Here is a 26406-nt window from a genome sequence, read left to right on the forward strand (position 1 = left end):
ACGCAGCCCCGTCATGAAAGTCACTGTGGGAGAGGTGCTCACACGAATCGCCTCGTCGCGTGTCGTTCCGACCGGACCGAGGTGTGAGATGTGTGCGGCGGGCATAGGCGACGAACACCAGCACGTCGTGGACGTACAGGTCCGGAGCCTGATGTGCGTGTGCCGACCCTGCTATCTACTCTTTGCACCGGTCGACGCGGACCTTCGATACAAAGCGGTTCCCGATCGGTACCTCGAGTTTCCGGACTTCGACCTCGGCCCTGGCCGGTGGGAGTCTCTGGAAATCCCCGTCGGCCTGGCATTCTTCTTCCGCAACTCACTCCTCGACAAGTACATAGTCTTCTATCCGGGACCGGCCGGAGCTACCGAATCCGAGTTGCCTATCGACTCGTTCGAGACTGTGCTCGCGGAGAATCCGGGGCTCTCGCAGATGCGGGCCGACGTCGAGGCGTTGATCGTGTCGGTGCCCACGTCAGGACAATCGCCGAGATGCTTCGTTGTTCCCATCGACGCCTGTTACGAACTGGTGGGACGATTGCGCACCGTGTGGCGCGGATTCGACGGTGGCCAGGATGCCGCACGCGCAGTGGACGAGTTCTTCGGGCGCGTCGAGGCGCGAAGCAGGTCGGCATGACTGTTCTCGACTTCTCGGTCGACAACATGGAGGTGGAACCGTACGCGGTTACGCCGAATCTGACGGTGAGATTGAGAATGTCGGAATCCACCGGCACGACCGTCCGTGCGGTGGCTCTGCGCGCGCAGGTACGAATCGAACCACACCGCCGTCCGTACTCCGACGCCGAAGGCGAAGGTCTGCGCGATCTCTTCGGTCCGCGGGAGCGTTGGTCGAGTACGCTGCGCACCTTCCTGTGGATGGAATGTTCCACGGTCGTTCAAGGATTCACCGGAACAACGGTCGCGGCCTTACCCATGGCGTGTACGTACGACTTCTCGGTGACGGCGTCGAAGTACATGCACGCACTCGGCGACGGAACGATTCCGATCGTGGTTCTACTGAGCGGCACGGTATTCACCGACGGACCGCGTGGGTTCTCCGTGCAGCAGATCCCGTGGGACAGATCTGCTGCCTACGAATTGCCGGTCGACGTGTGGAAACAGCTGATGGCTGCGCATTATCCGGCGTCTGGTTGGGTACGCCTCGACCATGAGACGATTGCCGATCTCGTGCGGTTCAAGGCAGCGCACGGCCTCACGGACCTCGATTCAGCCGTGCGGCAGTTGCTGACGGCGAGCCAGGTGCCGCGATGACTCGAACGGGGATGGATCACGACGTTCGGGCCGTGGCCGACGCCGTCCTGTACGAGGGATATCTTCTCTATCCCTACCGGGCCGGCTCGGCGAAGAATCAATCCCGTTGGCAGTTCGGGGTTCTCGGACCGCCCGGCGCCGCCGAGGTCGGAGTCGGCGAGGAACCGTCGATGTCCGCGCAATGTCTGCTCGGCGAATTCGAGCGGAACGGCGTCGAAGTTTCTGCGACTGTGAGATTTCTGCACCACCAGTCGCGGACGGTTGAACGACTCGGCGCCGGCGGGGCGTGGATCCCGGTCGATCGGTTGGTAGTCGGCGAGCGGGAGTCGATCTCGTGGGACGAAGCCACCGAGTCCGAGATCGTGTTGGGTCCGTGGGGTCTGGACGAACTCGAGGCCGGCGTCGAAGAAACCTTCTGTGCGGCCGGAGTTGTCGAAGGAGAGACTTTGTCGGACTCTCGGGGCAGGGTGGTCGGACGTATCGTTCGGACACGGCTTCCGGTGAATGGCCTCTTGGCAGTGAGCGCCTCCGCCGGGGACGGACGCACGGTGATTTCCGTGACGATCATGAACGCCACGAGCGTCGACGCACGGGACAAGGGCACGGCCACCGCGCAATCGATGCTGGGGACTCACGTCATTGTGAACTGCACAGGCTCGAGGTTCCTGTCGTTGTTCGAAGAAGCAGATCACTCGGAGCAGTTGCGGCAAAATCGCTGTTATCCGGTGCTTGCGGGGACCGAGGACCCCACTCACCCTGGCACATCTCCCACCGTTCTGGTGTCACCGATCATCCTGTACGACTTTCCCGAGATTGCGCCGCAGAGCGAGGGATCTCTCTTCGACTCGACCGAGATCGACGAAATTCTCACCCTGAGAATCCTTGCCATGACCGACGAGGAAAAGGCGCGGGCGCGAGCTACCGACTCCAGAGCTGCCGACATCATCGACCGATGTGAGCGATTGACGGACGACGATCTAGCCGGCCTGCACGGTGTGCTGCGAAATCCGCACGCCGGTTCTGATCTGATACCCGAGGTGCCTGACGGTGTGGACTGGTGGACCCCGGAAGCCGACACCAGTGTCCAACCACGCACCGACGCAGTTCTGATCAACGGCGTCCGTGTCTCTGGTGGAAGTACAGTTCGGCTCCACCCCTCACGCCGCGCTGATGCTCAGGACCTGTTCTTCGACGGCCGGATCGCCCACGTCGCCACCATTCATGAAGACGTGGACGGCGACATTCATGTTGGGGTGACACTGTTGGACGATCCGGCCGCCGATCTGCACAACTGGTACGGCCGCTACCTGTACTTCGCGCCGGACGAGATAGAGCCGATGCCGCGCGACAGCGCGTGACGTACTCACAGCTATCGAACTTCACAGCTATCGAGAGGAGAACTCGCCATGAGGAGCATGGGATTGCTGTCGACGGCACTTCTCGGCGCCACCGCGATCGCAGCCGCGATCGTCCTGGTGGTGTCGATGCCGGACATCCAGCGCTATCTGCGAATGCGAAAGATGTAAAGCGCTGTGCGCGTGCTGATTGCAGGTGTCGGAAACATATTTCTCGAAGACGACGGATTCGGCCCCGAAGTTGTTCGGGCGCTGCAGCATGAGAATCTCCCATCGGGAGCTCACCTGGTCGACTACGGGATTCGGGGCGTGCATCTGGCGTACGACTTGTTGGAGTCGTGGGACGCCCTGGTCCTGATCGATGCCTTACCGGCGACCGGAGTCCCGGGCAAGCTCGCGATCATCGAAGTGGACCCCGAAAGTGAAGGCCCGCAAGGAGGTTTCGACGCGCACTCGATGCATCCGAGTTCGGTGTTTGCCAGCCTGCAGGCCCTCGGCGGAACACTCCCGCGGACGTTCGTGGTGGGGGCACATGCGAAATCGATCGGCGACGGAATCGGATTGAGTGCGGAGATGCGTGATTCGGTAAGGCAAGCCGCTTCTGCGGTGCTGGCACTCGTCCGGTCCATCGACGTGGACTGTGAGGCCACCACACTGGGGCCGGAGGTGTGAGTCATGTGTCTGGGGATTCCGGGACGGGTACGCGAACTACTGGACGGATACGGAGGTCAACTCGCTCTCGTCGACGTGGAGGGGGCACCACGCAAGGTCAACATCGGAATGCTCGACGAAGGCACCGTCACGGCAGGTGACTGGGTGGTGATCCACATGGGCTTTGCAGTCGAGAAGGTCGACGAGCAGGGAGCTCGCCATGCTCGGGCCGGCCTCGAACTGATGGGCCGTGGTGGCCACGACGGTGAGGTAGTCCTCTCCGGTTCTGGTAACGGCGAGGTCGGGACATGAAGATCGCCTGCCGTGTCATCGTTCGTGGCGTAGTCCAGGGGGTGGGCTTCCGGCCGTTCGTCCATGCGACCGCCACCGAACTGGGACTGTCGGGTTCGGTGGGAAATTCTGCTCTCGGTGTCGTGATCGACGTCGAAGGCGACGGAGAGACAATCGATGCATTTGTCGCTCGGGTGCGAAACCGCCCCCCACCGCTGGCACGGGTGGAGTCGGTAGAGCGCGAGGACTCGCGGCCGGTTGGTCGTGAGGGGTTTTGCATAGTCGAGACGGATGCGGGGTCGGTCGGGCGAACCTTGGCGCCGGCGGATGTCGGGATCTGCGACGACTGCCTCCGGGAACTGACTGATCCGAGCGATCGGCGATATCGTCATCCATTCATCACCTGCACCAACTGCGGTCCGCGATTCACGATCATCGAATCGCTGCCCTACGACCGGGCCGCTACGACGATGAAGCGATTCCCGTTGTGCGCGAACTGTGCGGCGGAGTACGTGGATCCCGCCGACCGCCGGTTTCATGCGCAACCGATTGCCTGCCCGCAGTGCGGTCCAACGCTATCGTTCGTGGAAGGGGACGCGCCCGCCGTGACCGGTGAGGGTGCACTGCTACGAGCCCGATCCCTACTGCGAGACGGGAAGATTCTTGCTGTCAAGGGAATCGGAGGATTTCACCTGGCTTGTGATGCCCGCGACGACCGCGCGGTTCACGAGTTGCGTGAACGCAAGCATCGAGCAAGCAAGCCGTTGGCGGTGATGGTGCGCGATGTGCCAGAAGCCAGAGAGTTGGGTGTGGTCGGTGATGCCGAGGCTGATGCCATGTCCTCGCGCGAGCGCCCGATTGTGCTGGTTGCCAAAGCGTCTGGATACGCGCTTTCCCCCTTGATTGCCCCCGGCATTCCGGATATCGGAATCATGCTGGCCTACAACCCGATTCAGCATCTTCTTCTGGGTTTGGCCGGAGAAGAGGCGGGCCCAGCGGTGTTGGTCATGACATCGGCGAACATCGGCGGTGAGCCGATTCTGTACTCCGACAACGATCTCGAACGATTGGGTGACCTGGCCGACGGGGTATTGACCCACAACCGTCCGATCTTGGTGCCGTGTGACGACTCGGTGATGCGAATAGTCGGCAGTGGAAGACAGTTGCTTCGTCGCTCGCGCGGATATGCTCCGCTGCCCGTCACCGCGCCGTTCGACGTACCGCCTACCTTGGCGGTCGGGGCCGACCTGAAGAACACCTTCTGTCTTGCCGAGGACGGATATGTGTGGCCGAGTCAGCACATCGGGGACATGGGCGACCTCGCTGTCATCGACAGTTTTGCTGCGTCGGAGAGTCACTTCGAATCGATCACGGGGGTGGTGCCGCACCAGATCGCCTGTGACGAGCATCCTCGGTATCGCTCGTCCTCGTGGGCTCGCAGTCGTAGTGGTGACCGACCGGTGCGCATCGTCGGGCATCACCACGCACATGTGGCTTCCGTGATGGGGGAGAACGGCCGGGACGGGAGCGAACCAGTTCTCGGAATAGCGTTCGACGGCACCGGCTACGGGGCGGACGGCGCAGTGTGGGGAGGGGAACTACTGCTGGCGACGTACAAGGGTTATCGCCGTCTCGCGCATCTGGGATACGTACTGCTGCCCGGTGGCGATGCCGGAGTGGAACGGCCGTACCGAATGGCGCTCGCCCACCTGTGGCATGCCGGGTTGGACTGGGAATCCGACCTCGCGCCCGTGGCAGCCTGTCCGCCCCGAGAGCAGTCGGTCCTACTTCACCAGATGGAAACCGGTTTCGGGTGCGTGGACACCTCGAGCATGGGGCGGTTGTTCGACGCAGTCTCCTCGCTGACCGGGGTCCGTCAGAGGGTCGACTACGAAGCGCAGGCTGCCATCGAGTTGGAGGGGGTGTCGAGGGGAGTCGACAGCGCCGGTTCGCGGTACACCTTCGATTGGACGCAGTCGGACGACGATTCGTGGACAGCAGATCCGCGGTCGGTCATTCGGGCTGTTGTCCGCGATCTCCGGGAGAAGTTGCCCGCTGAAGTGATCGGCGCCCGTTTCCACGAATCCGTAGCGCACCTGGTGCTCGAGTGGGCAATTCGTGGCCGGGAACTGGCGGGAGTGGACGAGGTAGTACTCACCGGAGGTGTCTTTCAGAACCCGCTACTGCTCGTTCGGGCGTGTGCTCTGCTCTCAGACGCTGGATTCACGCCGTTGACAGGACTGGAGTTGCCGCCGAACGACGGCGGTCTCGCCTACGGCCAAGTGCTGGTGGGGAGTTCGTCATGAGGTCAGGAGTTGTGTCATGTGCCTAGCCGTACCGGGACGTATCGAGTCCCTGGAGGAACGCGACGGAACGACGATGTCGGTGGTGAACTTCGGTGGCGTCCGAAAAGAAGTGTGCCTCGAGTACATTCCGGGCGCCCAAGTCGGCGAGTACGTCGTGGTGCACGTCGGATTTGCCATCCAGCGACTCGACGAGGAATCCGCTCGCAGCACGCTGGCGGAATTCGAGCACCTCGGCGTACTGGAAGAGGAATTCGGTGACGGGTTCGAAAGGGCTGCCCGGGCCGCGGGGATCGAACCGAAGGAGACGGAATCATGAAATATCTGGACGAGTTCTCCGATCCGGAACTGGCCGGCAAACTGCTGGATCAGATCCGTGCGCTGGCCACACGGCGATGGGCGATCATGGAAGTGTGTGGTGGTCAGACACATTCGATCATCAGACACGGCATCGATCAATTACTTCCCCAACAGATCGAGATGATCCACGGACCCGGATGCCCGGTCTGTGTCACCCCGCTCGAGATCATCGACAAAGCTCTCGAAATCGCGGCAAGACCCGATGTCATTTTCTGCTCCTTCGGGGACATGTTGCGAGTTCCGGGGAGTTCGTCGGATCTGTTCCGCATCAAGAGCGCCGGCGGTGACGTGCGGGTGGTGTACTCACCGTTGGATGCACTGACTATTGCCAAGGAGAATCCGGGCCGGCAAGTGGTGTTCTTCGGGATCGGATTCGAGACCACCGCGCCGGCCAACGCCATGACCGTCTATCAGGCCAATCGCCTGGGTATCGAGAACTTCTCGCTACTCGTCTCGCACGTTCTGGTCCCGCCGGCGATGGCCGCGATCATGGATTCGCCAGAGTGCCGCGTGCAGGCATTTCTGGCGGCCGGGCATGTGTGCAGTGTGATGGGAACGTCGGAGTACCCGGCGCTGGCCGAGAAGTACAAGGTCCCGATCGTCGTCACCGGATTCGAGCCGCTGGATCTGCTGGAGGGCATCCGAAAGACGGTGCTGCAGTTGGAATCGGGTCGATACGAGGTCGAAAATGCCTACGCCCGTGCCGTCACCGCGCAGGGCAACACCGCAGCGAAAGCGATGCTCGAGGATGTGTTCGCCGTGTCGGACCGGACGTGGCGCGGCATCGGATCGATCCCGGACAGCGGTTGGCAGCTGGCACCGAAGTATGCGTATTTTGATGCCGAAGAGCGTTTTTCGGTGACCGATATCCACACTGACGAGTCGAGCGTCTGCCGTTCCGGAGAAGTGTTGCAAGGTTTGATCAAGCCACACGAGTGCAGTGCCTTCGGGAAGGAATGCACTCCGCGGAATCCGCTCGGTGCCACGATGGTGTCGTCCGAGGGGGCGTGCGCCGCGTACTACCTGTACCGGCGCCTGGAACTTCAGGAGGCGGGTCATGCCGGCTGAGGAGACCGCTGTCGTGGACTTGTCGGCGTGGGTCTGCCCACTGCCGCTGCGTGATTCGCCGAACATCGTCATGGGGCACGGTGGTGGAGGAGCGATGTCCGCCGAGCTCATCGAGCACCTGTTCCTGCCCTCGTTCGGAAGCGCTGCCGATGCAGAACTCGGTGACTCGGCCGTATTCGACGTCGGCGGGGTGCGGCTCGCGTTCTCGACCGACTCGTATGTCGTCAAACCCATGGTGTTTCCCGGCGGAACTATCGGCGATCTCGCTGTCAACGGAACGGTGAACGACCTGGCGATGACTGGAGCGCAGCCATTGGTGATGTCGACGGCATTCATCCTGGAAGAAGGGACGGCACTGACCGACATCGCGGGAATCGCGAAGGCGCTCGGTGAGGCCGCGCACGTTGCCGGCGTTCGGCTGGTGACAGGTGATACCAAGGTCGTCGATGCCGGTCACGGCGACGGAGTCTTCATCAACACCGCAGGAATCGGGATTGTCGCAGACGGGGTGGACATCAGCCCCACTCGCGCACAAGTGGGTGACGTCGTGATCGTCAGCGGCGACATCGGCGTTCACGGCGTGGCCGTGATGAGTTGTCGCGAAGGTCTCGAATTCGGGACCGAAGTGCGCAGTGATTGTGCGGCCCTGAACGGCGTGGTGGCCGACATGATTGCCACCGGTGTCGACATCCACGTCCTGCGCGACCCTACGCGGGGCGGAGTCGCCGCGACCCTCAACGAGATCGCTCAGGCGTCGAACATCGGGGTTGCGCTGGTGGAGCGAGATCTGCCGATTCCCGCTGACGTGCGCGACGCCTGTGGGCTACTCGGCTTGGATCCGTTGTACGTCGCAAACGAGGGCAAGTTGATCGCTTTCGTTCCACGCGAAGATGCCGCCCTGGTTCTGGAAGCGATGCACGGCAATCCACTGAGTGTGGGAGCCGCCGTGATCGGGGAGTGCGTGGCCGAACATCGCACAATGGTGGTGGCGCGTACGGCATTGGGAGGCAATCGGGTAGTGGATCTGCCGGCAGGTGAACAACTTCCTCGGATCTGCTGATGACTGCCGTCGGTATGAACGGGCCGGCGTTGTTTGCCCGCTACGCGTATCCGCCGAACGAGTTGGGTTACTGCGGACCCGACGATCCTTCAGTGCTGCTTCGTCTGGCCAGCGGCAACTCGGGCAGCGGCGACCGTGATCGCGCTCGTCAATTCGACGGTGCGTGGCCGTACCTCGAGGCATTGGCTGTAGGAGCGGGCATCGACGACCCCCTGGATTCGCGAGTGATCGAAGCCTATTGGGTGGGAGGTGATCTCCTCGACTCTCTCGATTCGGGGAAGTTGTTGCAGCACCTGAGAAAAGCCTTCGGTGAACGGGAGAACACCGGGTTCCTCCCCGTCCTCGGGGGTCGGGACCGCGCGCTCGCGCACCACAGTTTTCACGTATTTCTGGTGTATCCGTGGGTCAAGCTTCTTCGGAAGCGCGGTGCGGTCCCACTGTCCGTCCTCCAGAACTGCCGGATCAGATGGGGAGTGGTCGAGGACGTCGGCGAGGAGCATGCATTGGTGGTTTCGTCCCCGCTCGAGTTCGACGGTGAGCAACTCGCACGCGGCCGACCGGCAACGCAGAGAGTGCGGTGGAGGGTCGAGGGCAACGCGCTTGCGGCGATGCCCGTCCCCGGCGCTGTGGTGACGATGCACTGGGATTGGGTGTGCGACAGGATAACGGCAGAGCAATCACGTGCATTGGATGCCGCGGAAGACTCGGGATTGCGGATCGCGAACCGAATGCTGTCGACCGATATGTGATCGTCAGTTCCCCTCCAGGACGGAGGCTACGGTGAATTGGGGTAGCGCGGTAACGGACAGCGCACTGTGGTTGGCAGAGGCATATGCGATCACGGTAGTAGTTCTCGTCGTCACCGCGCTGCTGCTTGCTCGGTATACCGTCTGGGGCAACCAGTTTCGGCGAATGGCTTGGCCCTACTTCGATCCCCGGCGCACCGTCATGCCGCTGTCGATTCTCGCGTTACTGCTGCTGCTCACGATATTCGGTGTCCGCGTGACGGTGTTGTTCTCGTACTGGTACAAGGATTTCTACGACGCCATTCAGAACCTCGACGAAACCGCTTTCTGGCACTACCTGCGAGGGTTCGCGATATTGGCCGCAGTCCACGTCGCTAGCTCACTCGTCGTCTACCTGGTAGGCCAAACACTCGATATCAATTGGCGCAGTTGGCTCAATGACACATTGACCGACGATTGGCTCGACGGCCGCGCCTACTATCGCGGAAACTTCCTGGAGAACCCGGTCGACAATCCGGACCAACGTATTCAGGCAGACATCACCGCATTCGCGACGTCGTCCCGCACGTTGTCCATGGGCGCCGTCGCCGCAATGGTCTCGATCGTCAGCTTCACCAAGATCCTGTGGGATCTGTCCGGTCCCTTGACTGTTTTCGGTGCCGAGATTCCGCGAGCGATGATCTTTCTCGTCTACATCTACGTGTTGGTGACCACGGCACTCGCATTCTGGATCGGCCGGCCTTTGATCATGCTGAACTTCTTGAACGAGAAACTCGGCGCCAGCTTCCGGTACGCGTTGGTTCGACTACGGGAGTACGGCGAAAGCATCGCCTTCTATCGCGGAGAGAACGTCGAACGACGCACGCTCGGACTACGTTTTGCTGCAGTGATCCGCAATATGTGGGCGATCGTCTTCCGGACGCTCAAGTTCAGTGGCTTCAATCTGGCAGTGGATCAGACAGCGGTGGTGTTTCCGTTTCTGGTCCAGGGATCTCGATTGTTCAGCGGGCAGATCACTTTCGGCGACGTGATGCAAACTGCTCAAGCATTCGGCCAGGTGCACAATTCGTTGTCGTTCTTTCGAGAGTCTTATGCCGATTTTGCAAGTTTCCGGGCCACACTGATCCGTTTGACCGGGCTCGCCGATGCCAATCGACGTGCCCGCGCACTTCCCGTGCTCGACGCGTTCTCCGCTGGCAGTCATTTGGTTGTTCGGGGACTCGACGTGCGCACGCCGGTTGGTGAGGCGTTGATCTCCGAACTCGACATGTCACTGGGGCCCGGCGATGCACTGCTGGTGAAGGGTCCGTCGGGTAGCGGCAAAACCACGCTGCTCCGCAGCATCGCGCAGTTGTGGCCGTACACAAACGGTTCCGTGACCACCCCGGTCGGAGACGTCCTGTTCCTCTCACAACGGCCATACCTACCATTGGGTTCTCTGCGCGCGGGTTTGGCATATCCGGACCAGTTGCCCTCAGGTCAGCCGAACACCGGGCGCTCGAACTTCGACGACCGCAGGCTCCACGACGCGCTCGCCGAGGTGCATCTCGCACATTTGATCGGTCGGCTCGACGAGCCGGCTGATTGGACTCGAATTCTGTCGCCGGGCGAACAACAACGGTTGGCGTTCGCCCGAGTCCTCCTGATCCGACCGCGAACCGCATTTCTCGACGAGGCGACATCCGGAATCGACGAAGGCCTCGAGTACACGCTCTACGACATCCTTCGCCGTGAACTGCCCGACAGCATCATTGTCAGCGTCGGGCATCGCAGCACTCTCGACGTTTTTCACAATCGACAACTCGAACTGCGCGGTGCGGGACACTGGACTCTCGCTGATCACGAAGGCTGAGCAAACTTTCGACGGTCGGATTCTTGCGACAGGATTCGGCCGGGTTACCCGCCGCGCCGCGATCGATCGAAGACACCGACCGTCACGAGGTCGAAGGGTTGCGGAAGTCGTTTGTGTGCTGGAGCACCCAGGCCGCAATCCTGGTGCGCGAGTCGTACCCCAGTTTGTTCAGTATGTGATCGACGTGGCCGTCGACAGTGCGCTGAGAAATGACCAGCTTGTCCGCGATTGCTCGGTTGGTCAGGCCCTGTGCGACGAGTTCGGCCACCTGCTGCTCCCGCGGAGTCAGCACTTCGTCAGCCGCCGATTTCGGTGATCCACCGGGCGGTTGCTCTCTCAGCGCGCGGGCCGCTGCGTCGTCGAGAGTCAGAGCTCGTCCATGATCGAATGCTGTTTGAAACACCCTGTCTCCGATCCGGTTACGAGCCTCGGTCACGCTGTTTTCGTGGTACGGGACCATGCTCCTGAAGGTTTCCATCGGGCTGCCCGTGGCGGTGAACAGCGTGTCGGCAGCTCCCATCAGTGTGGCTGCCAGCTTTGCGTCCCGGTCGACAAGCGTCCACGCGATTTCCTCGAGGCACCATGCACATCCGAACTGGTTACCCAGCCCTCGAAGCAATCGGAGAGAATCTTCGAGTAGCTCGATACCGCGAGCGTGGTTGCCATGACGCCACAGGGCGGATCCGTAGTCCGACATCGTCATCGACCGCCACAAGATTTCGCCGCGCGATTCGGTGAGGGCCAACTCCTCCTCGTAAATGCTTGCAGCCCGGTCGGTTTCGCCGAGTGCGTCGACGACGAAGGCGAACCAGTAGAGCGCGGGTACCAGACGGGCGATGTCGTCGTTTGCCCGGAATGCTGCGACAGCCTGCTCCAGGTACTCGGCGCCGCGCACGAGATCGCCGTCGGCGACCGCGACGAATCCGAGCGTGTACCGCGCCAGTACGCGACCGTCGTCGTTCCGCTGCATCTCGGCCTGTCGCCGAGCCTCTTCGGCAATGCTTGTCGCCGAAGCGATATCTCGTTGGAGGGCTGCCAGCAGTGCGCCTGTCGCGGCGGCCTCGACTACCGCCTCACCGAGAGTGCCCTCGGTCAGTTCGGGCACCTCGGCCAGGGCGCGACCCAACCAGTAGCGACCTTCGTTGAATCGACCACGTGCAAGCCAGTAATCATGCAAGGCACTTGCGGTACGCAATGTGGCTTCGACCGAGTCGGGTTCGGTCAGACCGAATTCCAACGCGGTGCGCACGTTGGGTAAGTCGCGGTCGATCCGCGTCATCCAGTCGATTTGGTGCGGCCCCGTCCAGTCGACTCCGGCGCGGAAGACGAGTTGCCTGAACCACTCACTGTGCCTGCGCTGCAGCGAGACCCACTCGTCGACTGACACCAGTTCACGCCCGTAGTCGCGAAGAGTCTCGAGTAGGCGGTAGCGGACGTACGAGCCGTTTTGTTCACGGATGAGGATCGACTTGTCGACAAGGGACATCACGAGATCGCCCAAGTCGTCGTTCTGTGCTTCGTCGGCGAGAATTCCTTCGACGGACCCGAGATCGAAGCTACCCGCAAATACGCTCGAGTTCGCCCACAACGACTTCTCCGGCGGCGTACACAGATCGAAGCTCCAGTCGATACTCTGTGCAAGCGTTTGTTGACGCGCTGGAGCGTTCCGGCTGCCCCGCGTCAGCAGTTGGAAGCGGTCGTCGAGTTTTTGCAGGATCTGATCGACCGACATCGCCCTCAGTCGGGCAGCCGCCAACTCGATCGGCAGCGGTAGTCCTTCCAACCGGCGGACGATCTTCTCCACAGCCGCGCTGTTCTCGCTGGTGATGCGGAAGTCCGTCACGGAGGAACGTGCCCGCTGCTCGAACAGCATCATCGCATCACCATCACGGGTGTCGGTTGGCGACGGCGCCTCGGTGGGAAATCGCAGAGGCGGCACCCGTAATACCATCTCGCCGGGAATGTCGAGCGGTTCTCGGCTGGTCGCCAGAAGTGCCAATCGGGCACAGCACCGGAGGAGTTCGGCGGCGGTGTCGGCCACCCAGCCGATGAGGTGTTCGCAATTGTCCAGAACAAGCAGGACCCGTTCGTCGACGAGACGGCCGATCAGTACCGATCGCGGTGACCGCGTAGATCGGTCTTGTACTCCGAGTGCGGCAAGAATCGTCTGATCGAGAAGTGCCGGCTCCCGCAGTTCGCTGAAGTCGACGAACCAGACGCCCCCGGGGAACGCACGAGAGGAATCATCGGCGGCACGGAGCGCCAAGCGGGTTTTGCCGACCCCACCCAGGCCCGTAAGGGTCACGAGCCGGTAGTCCGACAGCAGGCGTCGGACTTCTTTGGCCTCGGACCGGCGACCGACGAAACTGCTCAGTTCGATCGGTAGGTTTCCTCGTTTTGCCGCCATGAGAATCGCGCCGAATTTGTACGTGCTGAGTGGATTGACCCCACACAGTGTACGCGGACTCGCGTGTGTGAAATCTGTCAACGCACCACCGGTGTTTGTCCGTGATTGCCGTTGGGTCGAAGCTTTTCGGTGCATGACGCGGAATAGCGAACACTTTCCACCGACGTAGTTCGCGCCTCATTCGAAAGGGATGAGAGGCGCATTTCATCTTTCTGGCGCACTTACGATTCGGGCATGAAACGTGTGTGGGAAGGTGTGCGGCGCTACGGCAAGACGCTGCACTCGGTCGGGTTGTCGTTCGGTCTGGTGTTTTTCGTCCTCTCGATGAGCCCGTCCCTCTTACCGCGCGCGTGGTACCTGCAGGGCGTGGCAACCGGTATTTCCGTCGCCACCGGGTACGGCATCGGTGTGAGCGTGGCGTGGATGATCCGCAAATGCGGAGTCGAACCGAGATGGTCGGACCGGACCAAGCGGATCGGTTGGGCCGTACTCGCCGTACTGGCAGTGATATTGGTGCCTCTGTTTCTGATCTTGGGTTCGTGGTGGCAGCAGATCGTCCGTGATCTGGTCGAGGCGCCTCGCGTGAACCGGGCGAACTATCTTCTGGTGCTGCTGATTTCGCTGGTGGTGTGGTTGACCTTGTTGGAGGTGGGTCGTGGTCTGCGGTATCTCACCAGAGGGCTCGCTGCCGTTGCTCTGCGGTTTGTTCCCAAGGAAGCAGCGAAAGTCGCGAGCTTGGTCGTCGTCTTCGCGTTGGCGATCTTCGTCGTCAACGGTGCCCTCTACAACGGGCTCATCGCTTTTGCGAACTGGAGTTTCTCCGGCGCGGACAACGACACGCCCGATGGTATCGACCAGCCTCTGATCGCCGAACGCAGTGGTTCACCCATGTCTGCCGAGGCATGGGATTCGCTGGGCAAGGAGGGTCGCACTTTCATGGGTAGCGGGCCGTCTGCGGTGCAGATTTCCGCGCTGACCGGCCGGGACGCGAAGCAACCCATCCGCGTGTACGCCGGCCGTGAGTCGTCGGATTCCGTCGACGGTGTCGCGCAGCGGGTCGTCAACGAACTCGAGCGCACCGGCGGCTTCGACCGTGCCGTCCTGGCAGTAGTGACCACCACCGGCCGCGGCTGGGTGAACGACGACGTGGCGTCCGCTTTCGAATACGTCCAGGGCGGCGACACCGCCATCGCGGCGATGCAGTACTCGTTCCTTCCCAGCCCTTTGGCATTCATCGCCGATCGCGAAACCCCGATGGCCGCAGGCCGGGCGCTGTTCAACTCTGTCTATGCGAAGTGGATCGATCTGCCGCTCGACAAGCGCCCCAAGCTTGTCGTTTTCGGCGAGAGCCTCGGATCGTACGGGGGACAGGCCGCGTTCGCGGGAGCACAGGACATGGCGACGCGGGTGGATGGGGCGTTGTGGTCGGGGACTCCGAACTTCACCGCTCAATGGCAGGAGATCACCAGCAGTCGTGACTCCGGCTCACGGGAAGCCGTGCCGGTGATCGACGACGGGCAGTCGATTCGTTTCGCTGCCTATCCGGAGGATCTCGAACTGGATGCGCCGTGGAACGACTCACGCGTCATGTACTGGCAGCACGCCAGCGACCCAATTGTCTGGTGGTCTTTCGACCTGCTTCTGAACAAGCCGGACTGGCTTGCCGAGCCTCTCGGCCGTGATGTCGATCCGGGAATGACGTGGATACCGTTCGTGACATTCTGGCAGGTGACACTCGACATGGTCTTCTCGGCGGACGTTCCGCCAGGTCACGGGCACAACTACGGTGCCGAGGCGGCGGACATGTGGGCGCGGATCCTGCACCCCGACAACTGGTCTCAGTCGGACACCGACGCGATTCGCGGCGCTCTGACGAACGACTTTCAACCCACCAAGTAGTAGTGCGGAGTGCGGACCTCGTGACGGTCTCTCGTCGTTGGACCGGGAGTACTCGCTCTAGATCGTTCTATCACTGTTTGTCAGCTATCTAACAAGGAGCGCGATGCATTCATCAAGAACACTCGTAGCTGCGGTGGCGCTGAGCGCGATCACTGTATTTGCCGGGGCTGGGTCCGCGGTTGCCGCGCCGGCGGTCGGATCTGTCGATTTCGGTTCGTCGAGCGGATCCGGATCAGGAACCGGTTCGGCTAGCGGATCCGAATCTGGTTCTGTCGATTTCGGATCCGGCGGACCGGACGTCGAGCATCCGGTGTCGACCTGCTTCTGGTCCGTGCCGATCAATCCCGAGCGCGCGGACCCACAGCTCAACTACGCCTTTCCTGACACTGCGGCGATTTACTGGGCTGCGCAGTTCACAATCCCCGAGAACGCCGAGTTGGTTATCCGAGGGCAGTATGCGCATGCGCGCTATCAGTCGTTGAACTCGTACAACGCAGCAACCGCGATGCCGACCGCCGTCCTCAATGACATTTCGACAGCTCCCGACGCAGGTTCGCGCAACACCTATCTTCCCGGTGCCGATCGATCGAACGAAAGTGCCAGGTCGTACACGGCTTCCGTCCTCAACGAGGCCTCGCCTGTTGAGCCGAAACCCAACACCTTGTATGCCGGTGTGCCAGGTCAGGACCGGATAAGCCTGCTTTATCGCATCTACCTGCCGGACAACGGGCGTGATCTCACCGGCGGCGTTGGACTGCCGGAGCCAGAGCTGCACCTTTCCGGTGGTCAGGTGTTGCGCGGGCAGGATCTGTGTTCAGCGGTCGGTGCGGACAACGGAATCTTGAAGCCGGCTTCGCTGTCGCTGGACACGTACAAGGCATTGCGTGACCAACCGGGCAAGCCTGCGACATTCCCTTCCGAGCAGACACCAGTCTGGCGGGCGTACTACAGCGCCGAGTTCACGCTCGGCTGTACCTATCTCGGCAAATGCGATGGCACACCCCAGCGGGTGGGCGGGCAGTACTCCAACATCGACAACAGCTACGTCACCGCCGAAGTCAACCGTGGGTTCGGCGAAGTTCTAGTACTTCGGGGGGGTCTGCTGCACGATCAGGTGACAGGTTGAGTCACGCAGCCTGAGTGGCTGGTGTGGTCATGATGGTCTCGTATTCTATGGGGGTCAATCGGCCGAGTCCGACTTGGCGGCGTCGGCGGTGGTAGGTCTTTTCGATCCAGGTGACGATCGCGATCCTGAGATCGTCACGGGTGCGCCAGGGGCGGCGGTCCAGGACGTTCTTTTGCAGTAGAGAGAAGAAGCTCTCCATGGCGGCATTGTCGCCGGCCGCAGCGACGCGGCCCATCGAGCCGACCATGTGATGGCGGCTCAGAGCGCGGACGAATTTTTTTGATTGAAATTGCGATCCTCTGTCGGTGTGGACCACGCAGCCTGCGACGAAATCTCGGCGGGCGACGGCGTTGTCGAGCGCATCGACCGCGAGCCGGGACTTCATCCGATCGCTGATGGAGTAGCCAACGATCCGGTTGGAGAATACGTCTTTGAACGCGCACATGTAGAGCTTGCCTTCGCTCGTCCAATGCTCTGTGATGTCGCCCAACCACAGCTGATTCGCAGCATCGGCGGTGAAGTTGCGTTGGACGTGGTCGTCGTGGACCGCAGGCCCCGGGCGCTTGGCTTTTCCGCGTTTCTTGCCGAACCCCCTCCCCCAGCCGTTGTTCGAGCAGATCCGCCACGCTGTGCGCTCGGCCATCACCTGGCCGACGTCGCGAGCCTCGTAGAACAGGAACCGGTAGCCGAACTCCGGGTCGTCCTTATGGGCCCTGAACAGAGCGTTCGCCCGGTAGGCCTCCGCGAGGTCGGCATCGGTCACCGGGTCAGCCAGCCACCGGTAGTAGGGCTGGCGAGCGATCTCGAGTACCCGGCACGTCACCGTGACGGGAATGCCGTCCTCGGCCAGCTCACGAACGAGCGGGTACATCATTTTCCCGGCAGGTTCGCCTGGGAAAGATAGGCGGCAGCACGGCGCAAGACTTCGTTCTCCTGCTCGAGCAACCGGATTCGCTTGCGCAGTTCCCGGTTCTCGACCACGTCCTCACCGGTAGTTCCTGATTTGATTCCGTCCTCGATATCGGCCACTTTCAGCCAACCCGTCAGGCAGGATTCACTGATCCCGAAGTCGGCGGCGATCTGCTTCAACAGCATTCCGGGCTCGCGACTGCGGGCAACCCGAACAACGTCCTCACGGAACTCTCGGGGATAGGGCTTCGGCATGGTGCACATCCTTCCAGCGGCACCTCTCGGCACCACAGATCAGATGTCACCTATCCGTGCAGCAGACCCGGGAGAGTTGCCGAGGACTCCGAAGACGACAGGCGGCGCAAAGAATCTCGACAGCGCAGTCGACATGCGGTTCTGGTCGATGTGCAGCAATGAATCGCTGGCAACGACGAAGGTAGCGACGTGTCTGTTCGACGAGCAGATGGCCACTGATGCGGATGGTCGCTACACGATTGTCGCGTCGCTCCCTGAAGACCGACCCGCAAACGCTACGAAGGAATGTGGGGTGTCATGGCTTTCGCTCTCGCCGGCCGGTGACGGCGCAGGGCATCCCGACGATTCCCTCTTGATCATGCGGAACATGCTGCCGGCCAAGGACTTCAGCCACGCTGCACACGACACCAAGACGCCCGGTGACGAGAAGGCAGTGATGGGAGAGTATTTGCCGGACGGGCAATATACGTCCAAGCTCGCGTTCGAGGGCAGTGGCTGCGCGAAGTAACCCGTCCCTACGCGTGAGGTCACTACTCGAGATTGTGTCTGGTGATCCTCCTCGATGATGTCGGCTGCGCTCTGCTGCGAGCGCAGCCGACACACCGTTGGCCAAGTCTTTCGCGATCTTCGGTGGGGAATCGAGGCCTGCGGTTCAGGCACTCATCCCTTTCGAATGAGGCATGAACTACGCAGGCGCTCGCAGTGTCAGCATTGTCGCGCAGCGGTATCGGCTGTGCTCTGTTGTCCGTCGTGGCGGACAGGGGCGGCTTTTCTCGCCTACTGCCTATCCTGCTTGCCGCAATCAGAAATGAGTTTTGACATGGGTTCCGTTGTCGGAGAACTTCTCCCATTGGCCGTCGGTGTCGCCGTGTCGCCGGTGGCCGTCATCGCCACTATCTTGATGTTGCTCTCCAAGCGAGCGGGTAGCACCAGCGCCGGGTTCGCGGTGGGCTGGTTACTCGGAATCTTCATCGCTACAGTTCTTTTCGTCATCTTGTCCAGTGCCGTCAGCACGTCAGACGACGGACCGTCCGCCACGGTTTCGTGGATCAAACTAGCTCTCGGTGTCCTTCTGTTGGCCGTCGGGGTCAAGCAGTGGCGGGGGCGCAGCGGCGAGCACGAAACACCGAAGTGGATGCAAGCCGTCGACGAGATGACCGCGGTCAAGGGATTGGGCCTTGGATTCGCGCTCGCCGCGATCAACCCGAAGAACCTGCTCATGTGCATCGCGGCCGGAGTGTCGATCGGCTCGGCGTCGTTGGCGACCAGCGGAGCGATCACCTCGATTCTCGTATTCACGGTCATCGCCAGTTCAACTGTCGCGATCCCGGTCATCGGATACCTGGTGGCTGCTGATCGCCTGCGAAAGCCATTGGCCAATCTCAAAGTCTGGCTCGAGGACAACAACACCACGGTGATGAGTGTGTTGATCTTGGTCGTCGGAGTTGTTCTGATCGGCAAGGGAATTGGCGGAATCTTCTGATACCCGCTCTTTCGCGTGGTGTGAACGCGCGATTCCCGGATGATCGTTCGATCAGGCGCGCTTGACCGCGTAGTCGCCGTCGGCGTGACCGATCAGTTGCCATCCGCCCTCGATCGGGGACAGTCGGACGTCGGAGAGATTCGTGGTCTCGAGCTGTGGCCGGTCGGTGCCGGGGTACCAGGCCTCGACCCGTCCGGTGCCGCTCCCGTCAAACCCGTCACGCGATACCTCCGTCAGCGAGCCGGGCGCTGCCCGCGGATACGCTCGCGAGAGTGGCGCGGCGAATCCCTCTACGAGCCCGAGTGATTCACCGGACGGGCAGTCGATGCGATTCAGATTTCCCTGCGGCTGGTGGGTATTGCCGTCGCGAACCGGGTGGGGGTCACCGCACGCTTGTGTCCACGACCACCACGCGCCGCCCATCCGGTACCTGTCGGTGGCATCGACGAAGCGGTCGACGTCTGCTCTCTGCTCGTCGGCGTCGCCGAACCAACCCCATTCACCCGTCCACAACGGTGCGTCGTACCAGGCGGCAGCGAGGTCGGCGATCTTGAATCCGTCTTCGATTCCGGGAAATTCGCTACTGACCGTTATCGATTCGCTGTAGAGATGGGGCGAGAAGACCACCAGGGGATCGGTCAGGTAATGGCGTGGAGGCAGCGCGTCGAGGCCGAAAGCCGACCAGATCGCGCTGGGCTCGAAGAACACGAGGTGTGGAAATCCTCCTGCTTCGGCCTGTCTGATGGCGTCGGTGGCCCGCTTGTAGAACTGCCCGATCTGATCAGCTGCCGTGAATGGATCGCGCAGGCCGGGGTTCGGTTCGTTCAACAGGTCGTATCCGGCTACAGCTGGTTCGTCTTTGAACTCGGCAGCCAACCGCGCCCACGTCGCGACGAGGCGACTCTGGATTCCTTGCTCGTCGTCGTAGAACGCCTGGAAGGCATGGGCGATCGCGGGTGCGGCTTCCCTGAGCCCACCGATGTTGCAGGTTGTCCATCCGCCGGTCAGGGTTGCCCACTCGGGTGCGCCGTCCCAGCCGACTCCCGGCCGCATGAATGACGGGCACGACTGGTCGCTCGGAGTGCCGACGTACGGGCCCCATGCATCCTGATGCATGTCGAGAACGGTGTAGATGCCGTGGTCTTTTGCATCCTCGACCGCTACTCGAACGCGGTCGACGTACGCAGTGTCGAATGCACCGCGGGTCGGTTCCAGGAGGGACCACGCGACGTTGAGCCGGACGACGTTGAAGCCCAGCGCTGCCATCTGCGCGAAGTCCGTTCTTCCCAGCGGCGTAACGGTGGGTAGACCGGTGCCGTTGGTTGCGTAGTCATTGAGACCGTTGGCGTTCACGCCGCGGAGCAACACCGTTCGTCCGTCGACGTCCTTGATCGTTCGATCTGCGACGGTCAGTTGGGGGAGAGTCCAGCCCGGATCCGGTGGTGCAGCGTTCGCCGCCGGAGTTGCAATCTGGAGGACCAGGATTGCGAGGGTGGCAAGCAACAGCGCACGCATCCATCGACCTTTCTAGACAAACGTCCAATTCCGAGTCGAGGCTAGCGTGAGAAGACCTCTTTCCGGCGCGGTTTGCTCATACCTGTCACGGCCCCGCGTTGCCGAGAACACGTCGGACACGTGCTCCTGCTGGAGGTGTCATCATTGTCGACAAGTCTCGACCCGAGGGAGCCCTGGTGAAGCTTGCATTGACTGATCTGATCGAACAAATGCCTCGTGACGATTTGGCGAGTACGCGAGCGTTCTATGCGTCGCGGCCTGCCGGTGTCGGTCCGAGTTCCCTGCAGGAACTGCTTGTGGTGCGAGCATCCAGGGTGGTTGATCCCACGGCGAGCCGGGCTGTTGAACACACACTCGACATCGAGGGCCGATCCGTTTCGGTGCGCGTAGTCACTCCGAAAGACGGCGATGTCAACGGGGTCTATCTGTATCTTCCGGGTGGGGGTTTCTACATGAGTTCAGCGGCCAACGCTGACGCCCGAAGCATGAGACTTGCCGACGAGGTCGGGGTGGTAGTGGTTACCGTCGATTACCGGCTTGCACCGGAATTCCCTTGGCCGGCAGCGCCGGACGATTGTGAGGCAGTCGCCTTGTGGCTGCTTGAGGTCGCTGCCGAACGGTTCGGGACGACCAGGCTCGCCATCGGTGGCATGTCGGCGGGAGCAACCTTGGTGACGACGACGTTGCTGCGCCTTCGTGATCGAGGTCTGGCCAAGGCATTTTCGGGTGCGGTGCTGGAAGCGGGCACGTACGACGTCAGTGCCCAGACTCCCGCGGGCCGCACCATCAGCGACGAATACTTCATCGAAGCCTACGTCGGCCATGTCGATGATCGCACTCTCCCGGATATTTCTCCGACATTCGGCGACCTCAGCGGCCTGCCGCCGACCCTCGTTGTCGTTGGATCAGAAGACGTGGTCCTGGCAGAGAACCTTGCCATGGTGGCGCGACTGTCGGCGGCCGGAAACGACGTCGACTTGCGTCTCTATCCTGATGTCCCGCATGGATTTACAAACCATCCAACGCCTGTTGCCCGGCGTGCTGCGCTAGATATGGGTGCTTGGCTTCGGAATCGACTCGACTCCGACCCCGCGTGACAAGCACGGGCGCGGTTCAGTGTGCCGAGGAAAAGCGGACTGTGTTCGGTGTCAGATCTTGGCGAGCGTTTTACGATGAAACAATTCGAGGCTCACCATGGATTTCATCAGGCCGTCGAGGGTTCGCGCATCCCATCCAGTCAGATGCTGCCAGCGGTCGAGTCGGTAGGTGACAGAGTTCGCATGTAGGTGGATGTCACGGGCGGCGGCGCTGACAGAGAACCCGCTTCGCGCGAAGGCGCGGACGGCGTCCATCAGATGTGAGTGCTCTTCGGCCACAGATGCCCCGGCCTGTAGAAGCGGCAGCAGCTCGTCCTGGTGGGTGGCAAGAGTGGCGATGAGCCATTCGTCGGCAAAACTGACCGTCGTGCCCGGCGCTGTCGCCAACTGCAATGTGCGCTCGGCGTCGGTGATGCTTTGAGCTGCGCCGACGAGCCCGACCCGGGGCATCCCGATACCTAGTGACGTTCGTGGATGATCTCGCATGATTGCGTGGATGACTTCGGTTGGTTCGCCCTGACACATCACGATTACTCGGGAGCCATGTCGACTGCAATGCGCGACAACATGCACGGAATCCAGGGTTCGTTGCAGGTGTTCCACTTGTGCTTCTGACCATTCGTCCTCGACGGCCGACAGTGCTTGGAACGATTTCTGTGTATCGAATCCGAGGGTTTGTGCCAGCTCTCGGGCGTTGCTCAGTTCCATATCCGTTGCACTGTGCAGTGTTTCGAAGAATCGGTATCGAACGCCGGCGCGGATGGCCTGCTCGCTGCGCGTTGCCTCGGAGTGTCCGACTGCGACTGCGCTCGTCGCGGCGTGAACGAGGTCCCAAAGTTTGCCGCCTGCTTGCAGCAGCTCGTGTGTTGGTTTCGTGGACCGCTGGACCATCGTGTCCCAGAGCTCACGAGATGCAATGTGATAGGTCTCGATGACATCGGAGAGGGGGAGCCCTTGCATCGCGCGACGGCGCCCGAGTTCGCGGTTTCGGTCGGTGTCTTCTGTGGTGATCGTTTCGTTCTCGGCGACGGCACACAGCATTGCGGACAACTGTTTGCGGATGTAGTTGCCTTGCTCGGCCACTGGTACCGCGGAGTAGGCCGGGAGTTCGCTGCGAATCTGTTGTACCGCGCGCTCGGTGAGCGCTTCGAGCTCGTCGGAAACCTCGCGACACAACCGTCGGATCGTGTCTTCTTCTTCGACGTCGGTTACGTCCACGGGGTTACTCCTTTGTGCGTGCTTGGTCTTGCGTCCCGTGAATTTCACGAACGAGCGTCGTGGATTCCGGGGTTCACCCATGGTCCCGCCATAGTGACGGGAGGCACACTCAACGCTAGACCGGACGACGATTCGACGGCAAAACGCCCCTCGCCTCATCTGCTCCGGATCGATCAACGGCTAAGGAGCCACAATCATGTCCAACGAGGCGAAGAGTGCCTTGCTCGCAATCGGAGTTCCGTTCGTCGGGGTGCTGGGCGGGATAGTTGCGCTCTCCGGATCCGAACTGACTGTTCTCGGATTTCCCATTTTGTTCGCGTGGCTTTTCCTGTGGATGCCGCTGACCTCGTTGTGTCTCCACTTGGCATGGAAGTTCTTTGACCGCAAGGACTTCGAGGAAGCGGAACGAAACGAACTGGCTCAGGCCAAGACCGAGATCGGGGATCCGACATGATCGCTGCAACATTTACGCTCGTGCTACTCCTCGCGCTCGGCGCCGGAGTGCTTTCACGCCGTGGAAGCAAAAAAGAGATCTCCGACTACCTCGTGGGCGGGCGGTCTTTCGGTCCCGTGCTGGTTTTCATCCTGGGAGCAGGTGAGGCCTACAGCATCGGCACGCTCATTGGATTTCCCGGGGGTGTGTACGCCCACGGGGCAAGCTACGGCGTCTGGTTCATCGGATACATCTTGCTTGCCTACCCGATCGGATACTTCTTTGCGCCCTATCTCTGGCGGGCAGGCAAGCGGTATAACGCGATGACGCTGCCCGATGTGGCCGGGCGGCACTTTCGGTCGCGCGGGTTGGAACTGACAATCGCGATTGCCTCGGTAGTCTTCCTCATTCCCTGGGGGCAGTTGCAGCTTGCCGGCCTCCAGGTCGCACTGAGCGGACTTGGCATCACCATCAACCCGACGGTGGCGGTTTTCGTCGGCGCTGCGCTTGCTCTGCTCTTCCTCCTGCTTTCGGGTGTGCGTGCACCGGCGTTCGTGTCTTACGTCAAGGACGCAGCTCTGCTGTTGGGAGCGATCCTGATCGGACTGGCCGCCACGGCCAAATCGGGCGGTATCACGAAGCTCTTTGCCGATGCGGCATCCCATGGGGCCGGGCAGGCCTCGCAATCCACCGTCACCGGTTCGTCGCTGACCTTCGTTCTCACCACAATCGTGTTCCAGTCACTCGGTTTTTTCGTTTTCCCCTTCATCGTGCAAGCGGTGCTATCGGCGAAGTCCGAGGCAACCCTCAAGCGAGTCGCCCGATTCAACCCGCTGTACATGCTCATGTATCCCTTCCTCGTCGCTGCTGCCTTCGGCGCAATTTCATTGCTGCCCAACAAGCTCGAGGGCGCAGAGTCCAATGAGGTGCTCCTGCAACTGTCCCGTCTCGTGCTCCCGGACTGGCTGACCGGAGTGGTGGCGGGTGGTGCGGCACTGTGCGCGATCGTTGTTCTGTGTGGCTCGGCGCTGGGAATCGGCTCGATCGTCTCGCGAAACATCGTTCCTGGAATACCCGAATCACGTCAGAGAGTGTGGGTGCGCGGGGTCATCGTCGCCTACCTCGGCCTGTCGCTGATCCTCACCCTCGCCGCACCCCAATTGCTGCTGACGCTGGTGAATACCGCGTATTACGGGGTGACCCAGGCCGTGGTGGTGTTCGCGACGATGATCTTCGGATGGAAGCTGCGACCGGCAGCGCTCGCGATGGGCGTGGTGCTCGGCGACGTGCTGGTGCTCTGGCTGTACCTCGACACACACGGCACGGTATCGATGTGGTTGGCGGACAAAGGCATGAACATCGGTGCCGCAGCGCTCGTTCTGAACGTGTTGTTCGTGTCCGCCACTCGGGTGATGTGGCCTCCTGTCGAAGCGGTTTCGGGCCTCCGTGCAGAAAATCGATCGGCACCAGTGCCTTGCCCCGCAGCCCCGACCACGAAGGCGGATATCCGATGACTCGGACACTACTCACCGCAGATGCAATCCTCACCCAAGACGCTGCGTCACCCCAGGTAGAGGCGCTCGTCCTCGATGGAGGCCTGGTTGTCGCCACCGGAAGTCGAAAGGACATGGGGGAGTACGCCGGACCGGAAACTCGTCGGCTCGATCTCGCCGGCGCAACTGTGATCCCGGGGCTGATCGAGTCGCACATTCACCCGACCTACGCCGGCTTGACTGACGGATGGGCTGATTGCCGGACGCCACCGTGCGCCTCGATCACGGATATCCAAGGGGCTCTGCGGAACTCCACTCCCACTCACGGCTGGATACGTGGATGGGGGTACGACGACACACAACTTCGAGAAGGTCGCCATCTCACACGCGATGACCTCGACGCAGTCTGCACCGACCGCCCGATCATCGTTCTGCACATCTCGGGGCACTTTGCGGTGGCAAACACTGTTGCGCTTGCAACTGCAGGCATCGACGAATCGACGGTGGATCCCGGGGACTCGCAGTTTCCGCGTGGGGCGGACGGGAGGCTCACAGGGATGGCCTGGGAAATCGACGCCGTGGCACGGTTGAGCGGCGCGATACCAGACCTGACACAGGCAGAGGTGCAGACCGCGTTGCTGCGTAGCTTGACACTGGCGCGTTCGCGAGGAATTACGACCGTCCACGATCTAGGGGTCGGCCTGTCGGCGGGCATGCAGGAGTTGGCCGCCTATCGTGCCCTGGACACCATGGGCGAGATGCCCGTGCACACGGTTGGCTTCCTTCGGGGTGATCTCGCGATCGCAGAACTGGAGGAAAGGAACATCGCTTTCACGGCTGCACCGGCCCCAGGGTCACGCTTCCGCCTGGCCGGCGCCAAATTCTGGGCGGATGGGTCCATTCAAGGATTGTCTGCAGCCTTGCGAACTCCGTATACCTGCAGCCCGAACCATCACGGTGATCTGCTCTATCCGCAGGAGCAACTCGACGACATGGTTCTCCAGGTGCACCGCGAGGGAGGTCAGGTCGCGGTGCACGCCAACGGCGATGCGGCTGTAGCCGCCGCCATCGCGGCGCTGCGCAGTGCGCACCGCAGTGACGGACGTCGAGCGCGGCACCGTATCGAGCACTGCCAGGTGAGTAGGCCTGCGGATCTCGAGGCGATACGTGATGCCGAGATCGGGGTGAGCTTTTTCGTCAACCATGTTTTTCATTGGGGCGATCGTCACCGTGACCGTTTCCTCGGTCCTGAGAGAGCCGGCAACCTGGACCCGCTGGCGTGCGCCGATGACATCGGCTTGAAATTCGGGCTGCACTCGGATTGCCCGATAACGCCGATGGATCCCCTCCAGACGATTAGGACTGCTGTGAATCGGCTGACCATGGGCGGTGCCGTGCTTGGCGCCCACCAACGGATCGGAGTGCAGCGTGCAGTGCAGGCCATGACTGTGGACAGTGCGTACTTGGTCCATGACGAAGGACGGGTGGGGATCTTGGCGCCGGGTCGTCGTGCGGACCTTGTCGCGCTCGACGGCACTCTTGCTGCTCTCGCAGACGCTTCGTCCGACATTCCTCAGCCTGCACTGGTCATGGTCGACGGCAGGTAGCGCATGAGA

General features: G+C 61.7%; 24 protein-coding genes. 20 read left to right on the forward strand and 4 right to left on the reverse strand.

The genetic code is table 11. From position 1 onward, the window contains the following. Nucleotides 1–13 precede the first annotated feature (13 nt). From YH3_RS27800 to YH3_RS27850, 12 genes are read left to right on the forward strand one after another with little or no spacing between them, the layout of a single operon-like run. Entirely contained in the window at nt 14–634 is a 621-nt protein-coding gene (locus tag YH3_RS27800; protein WP_064444498.1) for a DUF5947 family protein, read from the forward strand. Next, nucleotides 631–1269, forward strand: a complete 639-nt coding sequence (locus YH3_RS27805) for a DUF6084 family protein (RefSeq protein WP_003942181.1) — start codon at nt 631–633, stop codon at nt 1267–1269. The genes YH3_RS27800 and YH3_RS27805 overlap by 4 nt, the downstream gene beginning before the upstream one ends. After that, nucleotides 1266–2627 (forward strand): hypothetical protein, encoded by a 1362-nt coding sequence (locus YH3_RS27810; RefSeq protein WP_064444499.1) that lies wholly within the window; start codon nt 1266–1268, stop codon nt 2625–2627. Before YH3_RS27805 ends, YH3_RS27810 begins: the two co-directional genes overlap by 4 nt. Before the next feature lie 48 nt (nt 2628–2675). Then, entirely contained in the window at nt 2676–2795 is a 120-nt protein-coding gene (locus YH3_RS37430) for a hypothetical protein (RefSeq protein ID WP_003942178.1), read from the forward strand. Between the two features lie 6 nt (nt 2796–2801). Next, on the forward strand, nt 2802–3296 hold the full coding sequence (locus YH3_RS27815; protein ID WP_058226288.1) for a hydrogenase maturation protease: 495 nt from the start codon (nt 2802–2804) through the stop codon (nt 3294–3296). Between the two features lie 3 nt (nt 3297–3299). After that, the gene (locus YH3_RS27820) at nt 3300–3587 is read left to right on the forward strand and encodes a HypC/HybG/HupF family hydrogenase formation chaperone (RefSeq protein ID WP_058226287.1); all 288 of its coding nucleotides are present in this window, start codon (nt 3300–3302) and stop codon (nt 3585–3587) included. Next, nucleotides 3584–5872, forward strand: a complete 2289-nt coding sequence (gene hypF / locus YH3_RS27825; RefSeq protein WP_064444500.1) for a carbamoyltransferase HypF — start codon at nt 3584–3586, stop codon at nt 5870–5872. Before YH3_RS27820 ends, hypF begins: the two co-directional genes overlap by 4 nt. Nucleotides 5873–5888: 16 nt before the next feature. Then, nucleotides 5889–6188, forward strand: coding sequence for a HypC/HybG/HupF family hydrogenase formation chaperone (locus tag YH3_RS27830; protein ID WP_003942168.1), 300 nt, complete (start codon nt 5889–5891; stop codon nt 6186–6188). Then, nucleotides 6185–7297 carry a hydrogenase formation protein HypD gene (hypD, locus tag YH3_RS27835; RefSeq protein ID WP_007735088.1) on the forward strand — a complete coding sequence of 371 codons (1113 nt, stop codon included), beginning with the start codon at nt 6185–6187 and terminating at the stop codon, nt 7295–7297. The genes YH3_RS27830 and hypD overlap by 4 nt, the downstream gene beginning before the upstream one ends. Continuing rightward, nucleotides 7287–8357 carry a hydrogenase expression/formation protein HypE gene (gene hypE, locus YH3_RS27840; RefSeq protein ID WP_058038669.1) on the forward strand — a complete coding sequence of 357 codons (1071 nt, stop codon included), beginning with the start codon at nt 7287–7289 and terminating at the stop codon, nt 8355–8357. The genes hypD and hypE overlap by 11 nt, the downstream gene beginning before the upstream one ends. Beyond that, nucleotides 8357–9106, forward strand: a complete 750-nt coding sequence (locus tag YH3_RS27845) for a DUF6390 family protein (protein WP_042922579.1) — start codon at nt 8357–8359, stop codon at nt 9104–9106. Before hypE ends, YH3_RS27845 begins: the two co-directional genes overlap by 1 nt. A gap of 31 nt (nt 9107–9137) precedes the next feature. Continuing rightward, entirely contained in the window at nt 9138–10955 is a 1818-nt protein-coding gene (locus YH3_RS27850; RefSeq protein ID WP_064444501.1) for an ABC transporter ATP-binding protein/permease, read from the forward strand. Nucleotides 10956–11037: 82 nt separating this feature from the next. Here YH3_RS27850 and YH3_RS27855 read toward each other — a convergent pair whose 3' ends face one another. Beyond that, complete coding sequence (locus YH3_RS27855) at nt 11038–13362, reverse strand: LuxR C-terminal-related transcriptional regulator (RefSeq protein ID WP_064444668.1); 2325 nt, start codon at nt 13360–13362, stop codon at nt 11038–11040. A 234-nt stretch (nt 13363–13596) separates the two neighbouring features. Between YH3_RS27855 and YH3_RS27860 the strand changes: the two genes are divergently transcribed. Together YH3_RS27860 and YH3_RS27865 are read left to right on the forward strand one after the other, a co-directional pair. Continuing rightward, nucleotides 13597–15261, forward strand: coding sequence for an alpha/beta-hydrolase family protein (locus tag YH3_RS27860; protein ID WP_047271397.1), 1665 nt, complete (start codon nt 13597–13599; stop codon nt 15259–15261). A gap of 103 nt (nt 15262–15364) precedes the next feature. Beyond that, entirely contained in the window at nt 15365–16387 is a 1023-nt protein-coding gene (locus YH3_RS27865) for a hypothetical protein (protein WP_238592714.1), read from the forward strand. A 1-nt stretch (nt 16388) separates the two neighbouring features. Here the strand turns inward: YH3_RS27865 and YH3_RS27870 are convergent. Beyond that, nucleotides 16389–17551, reverse strand: a protein-coding gene (locus YH3_RS27870; protein ID WP_154100271.1) for an IS3 family transposase whose coding sequence is annotated in 2 segments (ribosomal slippage) — nt 16389–17264 and nt 17267–17551 — 1161 coding nt in all. Because the reading frame shifts where the segments join, the coding sequence is not laid out codon by codon here. On the opposite strand from YH3_RS27870, the gene YH3_RS27880 reads away from it, so the two are divergent. Beyond that, on the forward strand, nt 17550–18059 hold the full coding sequence (locus tag YH3_RS27880) for a hypothetical protein (RefSeq protein WP_064444502.1): 510 nt from the start codon (nt 17550–17552) through the stop codon (nt 18057–18059). The genes YH3_RS27870 and YH3_RS27880 overlap by 2 nt on opposite strands. A gap of 312 nt (nt 18060–18371) precedes the next feature. Beyond that, nucleotides 18372–19034, forward strand: coding sequence for a GAP family protein (locus tag YH3_RS27885; RefSeq protein ID WP_042922581.1), 663 nt, complete (start codon nt 18372–18374; stop codon nt 19032–19034). Between the two features lie 51 nt (nt 19035–19085). Here YH3_RS27885 and YH3_RS27890 read toward each other — a convergent pair whose 3' ends face one another. Beyond that, entirely contained in the window at nt 19086–20549 is a 1464-nt protein-coding gene (locus YH3_RS27890; RefSeq protein ID WP_064444503.1) for a glycoside hydrolase family 5 protein, read from the reverse strand. A 176-nt stretch (nt 20550–20725) separates the two neighbouring features. On the opposite strand from YH3_RS27890, the gene YH3_RS27895 reads away from it, so the two are divergent. Then, complete coding sequence (locus YH3_RS27895) at nt 20726–21646, forward strand: alpha/beta hydrolase (protein ID WP_064444504.1); 921 nt, start codon at nt 20726–20728, stop codon at nt 21644–21646. A 51-nt stretch (nt 21647–21697) separates the two neighbouring features. Here YH3_RS27895 and YH3_RS27900 read toward each other — a convergent pair whose 3' ends face one another. Then, complete coding sequence (locus tag YH3_RS27900) at nt 21698–22864, reverse strand: CdaR family transcriptional regulator (protein ID WP_007735099.1); 1167 nt, start codon at nt 22862–22864, stop codon at nt 21698–21700. Nucleotides 22865–23060: 196 nt separating this feature from the next. Between YH3_RS27900 and YH3_RS27905 the strand changes: the two genes are divergently transcribed. From YH3_RS27905 to YH3_RS27915, 3 genes are read left to right on the forward strand one after another with little or no spacing between them, the layout of a single operon-like run. After that, nucleotides 23061–23318: a DUF3311 domain-containing protein gene (locus tag YH3_RS27905; protein ID WP_019748101.1), complete on the forward strand. Its 258-nt coding sequence runs from the start codon at nt 23061–23063 to the stop codon at nt 23316–23318. Beyond that, a complete protein-coding gene (locus YH3_RS27910; protein ID WP_030535588.1) occupies nt 23315–24811 on the forward strand; it encodes a sodium:solute symporter in 1497 nt (498 codons plus the stop codon). Before YH3_RS27905 ends, YH3_RS27910 begins: the two co-directional genes overlap by 4 nt. After that, nucleotides 24808–26397, forward strand: a complete 1590-nt coding sequence (locus tag YH3_RS27915; protein ID WP_064112759.1) for an amidohydrolase — start codon at nt 24808–24810, stop codon at nt 26395–26397. Before YH3_RS27910 ends, YH3_RS27915 begins: the two co-directional genes overlap by 4 nt. Nucleotides 26398–26406 lie beyond the last annotated feature (9 nt).

This window comes from Rhodococcus sp. YH3-3 (genome assembly GCF_001653035.1).
GTDB lineage: Bacteria > Actinomycetota > Actinomycetes > Mycobacteriales > Mycobacteriaceae > Rhodococcus_F > Rhodococcus_F qingshengii.

What these genes read in the sequence shown, in the direction of transcription:
- YH3_RS27800 (WP_064444498.1), top strand. Translation starts at nt 14, where the DNA reads ATGAAAGTCACTGTGGGAGAGGTGCTCACACGAATCGCCTCGTCGCGT.
- YH3_RS27805 (WP_003942181.1), top strand. Translation starts at nt 631, where the DNA reads ATGACTGTTCTCGACTTCTCGGTCGACAACATGGAGGTGGAACCGTAC.
- YH3_RS27810 (WP_064444499.1), top strand. Translation starts at nt 1,266, where the DNA reads ATGACTCGAACGGGGATGGATCACGACGTTCGGGCCGTGGCCGACGCC.
- YH3_RS37430 (WP_003942178.1), top strand. Translation starts at nt 2,676, where the DNA reads ATGAGGAGCATGGGATTGCTGTCGACGGCACTTCTCGGCGCCACCGCG.
- YH3_RS27820 (WP_058226287.1), top strand. Translation starts at nt 3,300, where the DNA reads ATGTGTCTGGGGATTCCGGGACGGGTACGCGAACTACTGGACGGATAC.
- hypF (WP_064444500.1), top strand. Translation starts at nt 3,584, where the DNA reads ATGAAGATCGCCTGCCGTGTCATCGTTCGTGGCGTAGTCCAGGGGGTG.
- YH3_RS27830 (WP_003942168.1), top strand. Translation starts at nt 5,889, where the DNA reads ATGTGCCTAGCCGTACCGGGACGTATCGAGTCCCTGGAGGAACGCGAC.
- hypD (WP_007735088.1), top strand. Translation starts at nt 6,185, where the DNA reads ATGAAATATCTGGACGAGTTCTCCGATCCGGAACTGGCCGGCAAACTG.
- hypE (WP_058038669.1), top strand. Translation starts at nt 7,287, where the DNA reads ATGCCGGCTGAGGAGACCGCTGTCGTGGACTTGTCGGCGTGGGTCTGC.
- YH3_RS27845 (WP_042922579.1), top strand. Translation starts at nt 8,357, where the DNA reads ATGACTGCCGTCGGTATGAACGGGCCGGCGTTGTTTGCCCGCTACGCG.
- YH3_RS27855 (WP_064444668.1), bottom strand. Translation starts at nt 13,362, where the DNA reads ATGGCGGCAAAACGAGGAAACCTACCGATCGAACTGAGCAGTTTCGTC.
- YH3_RS27860 (WP_047271397.1), top strand. Translation starts at nt 13,597, where the DNA reads ATGAAACGTGTGTGGGAAGGTGTGCGGCGCTACGGCAAGACGCTGCAC.
- YH3_RS27865 (WP_238592714.1), top strand. Translation starts at nt 15,365, where the DNA reads ATGCATTCATCAAGAACACTCGTAGCTGCGGTGGCGCTGAGCGCGATC.
- YH3_RS27880 (WP_064444502.1), top strand. Translation starts at nt 17,550, where the DNA reads ATGGTGCACATCCTTCCAGCGGCACCTCTCGGCACCACAGATCAGATG.
- YH3_RS27885 (WP_042922581.1), top strand. Translation starts at nt 18,372, where the DNA reads ATGGGTTCCGTTGTCGGAGAACTTCTCCCATTGGCCGTCGGTGTCGCC.
- YH3_RS27890 (WP_064444503.1), bottom strand. Translation starts at nt 20,549, where the DNA reads ATGCGTGCGCTGTTGCTTGCCACCCTCGCAATCCTGGTCCTCCAGATT.
- YH3_RS27905 (WP_019748101.1), top strand. Translation starts at nt 23,061, where the DNA reads ATGTCCAACGAGGCGAAGAGTGCCTTGCTCGCAATCGGAGTTCCGTTC.
- YH3_RS27910 (WP_030535588.1), top strand. Translation starts at nt 23,315, where the DNA reads ATGATCGCTGCAACATTTACGCTCGTGCTACTCCTCGCGCTCGGCGCC.
- YH3_RS27915 (WP_064112759.1), top strand. Translation starts at nt 24,808, where the DNA reads ATGACTCGGACACTACTCACCGCAGATGCAATCCTCACCCAAGACGCT.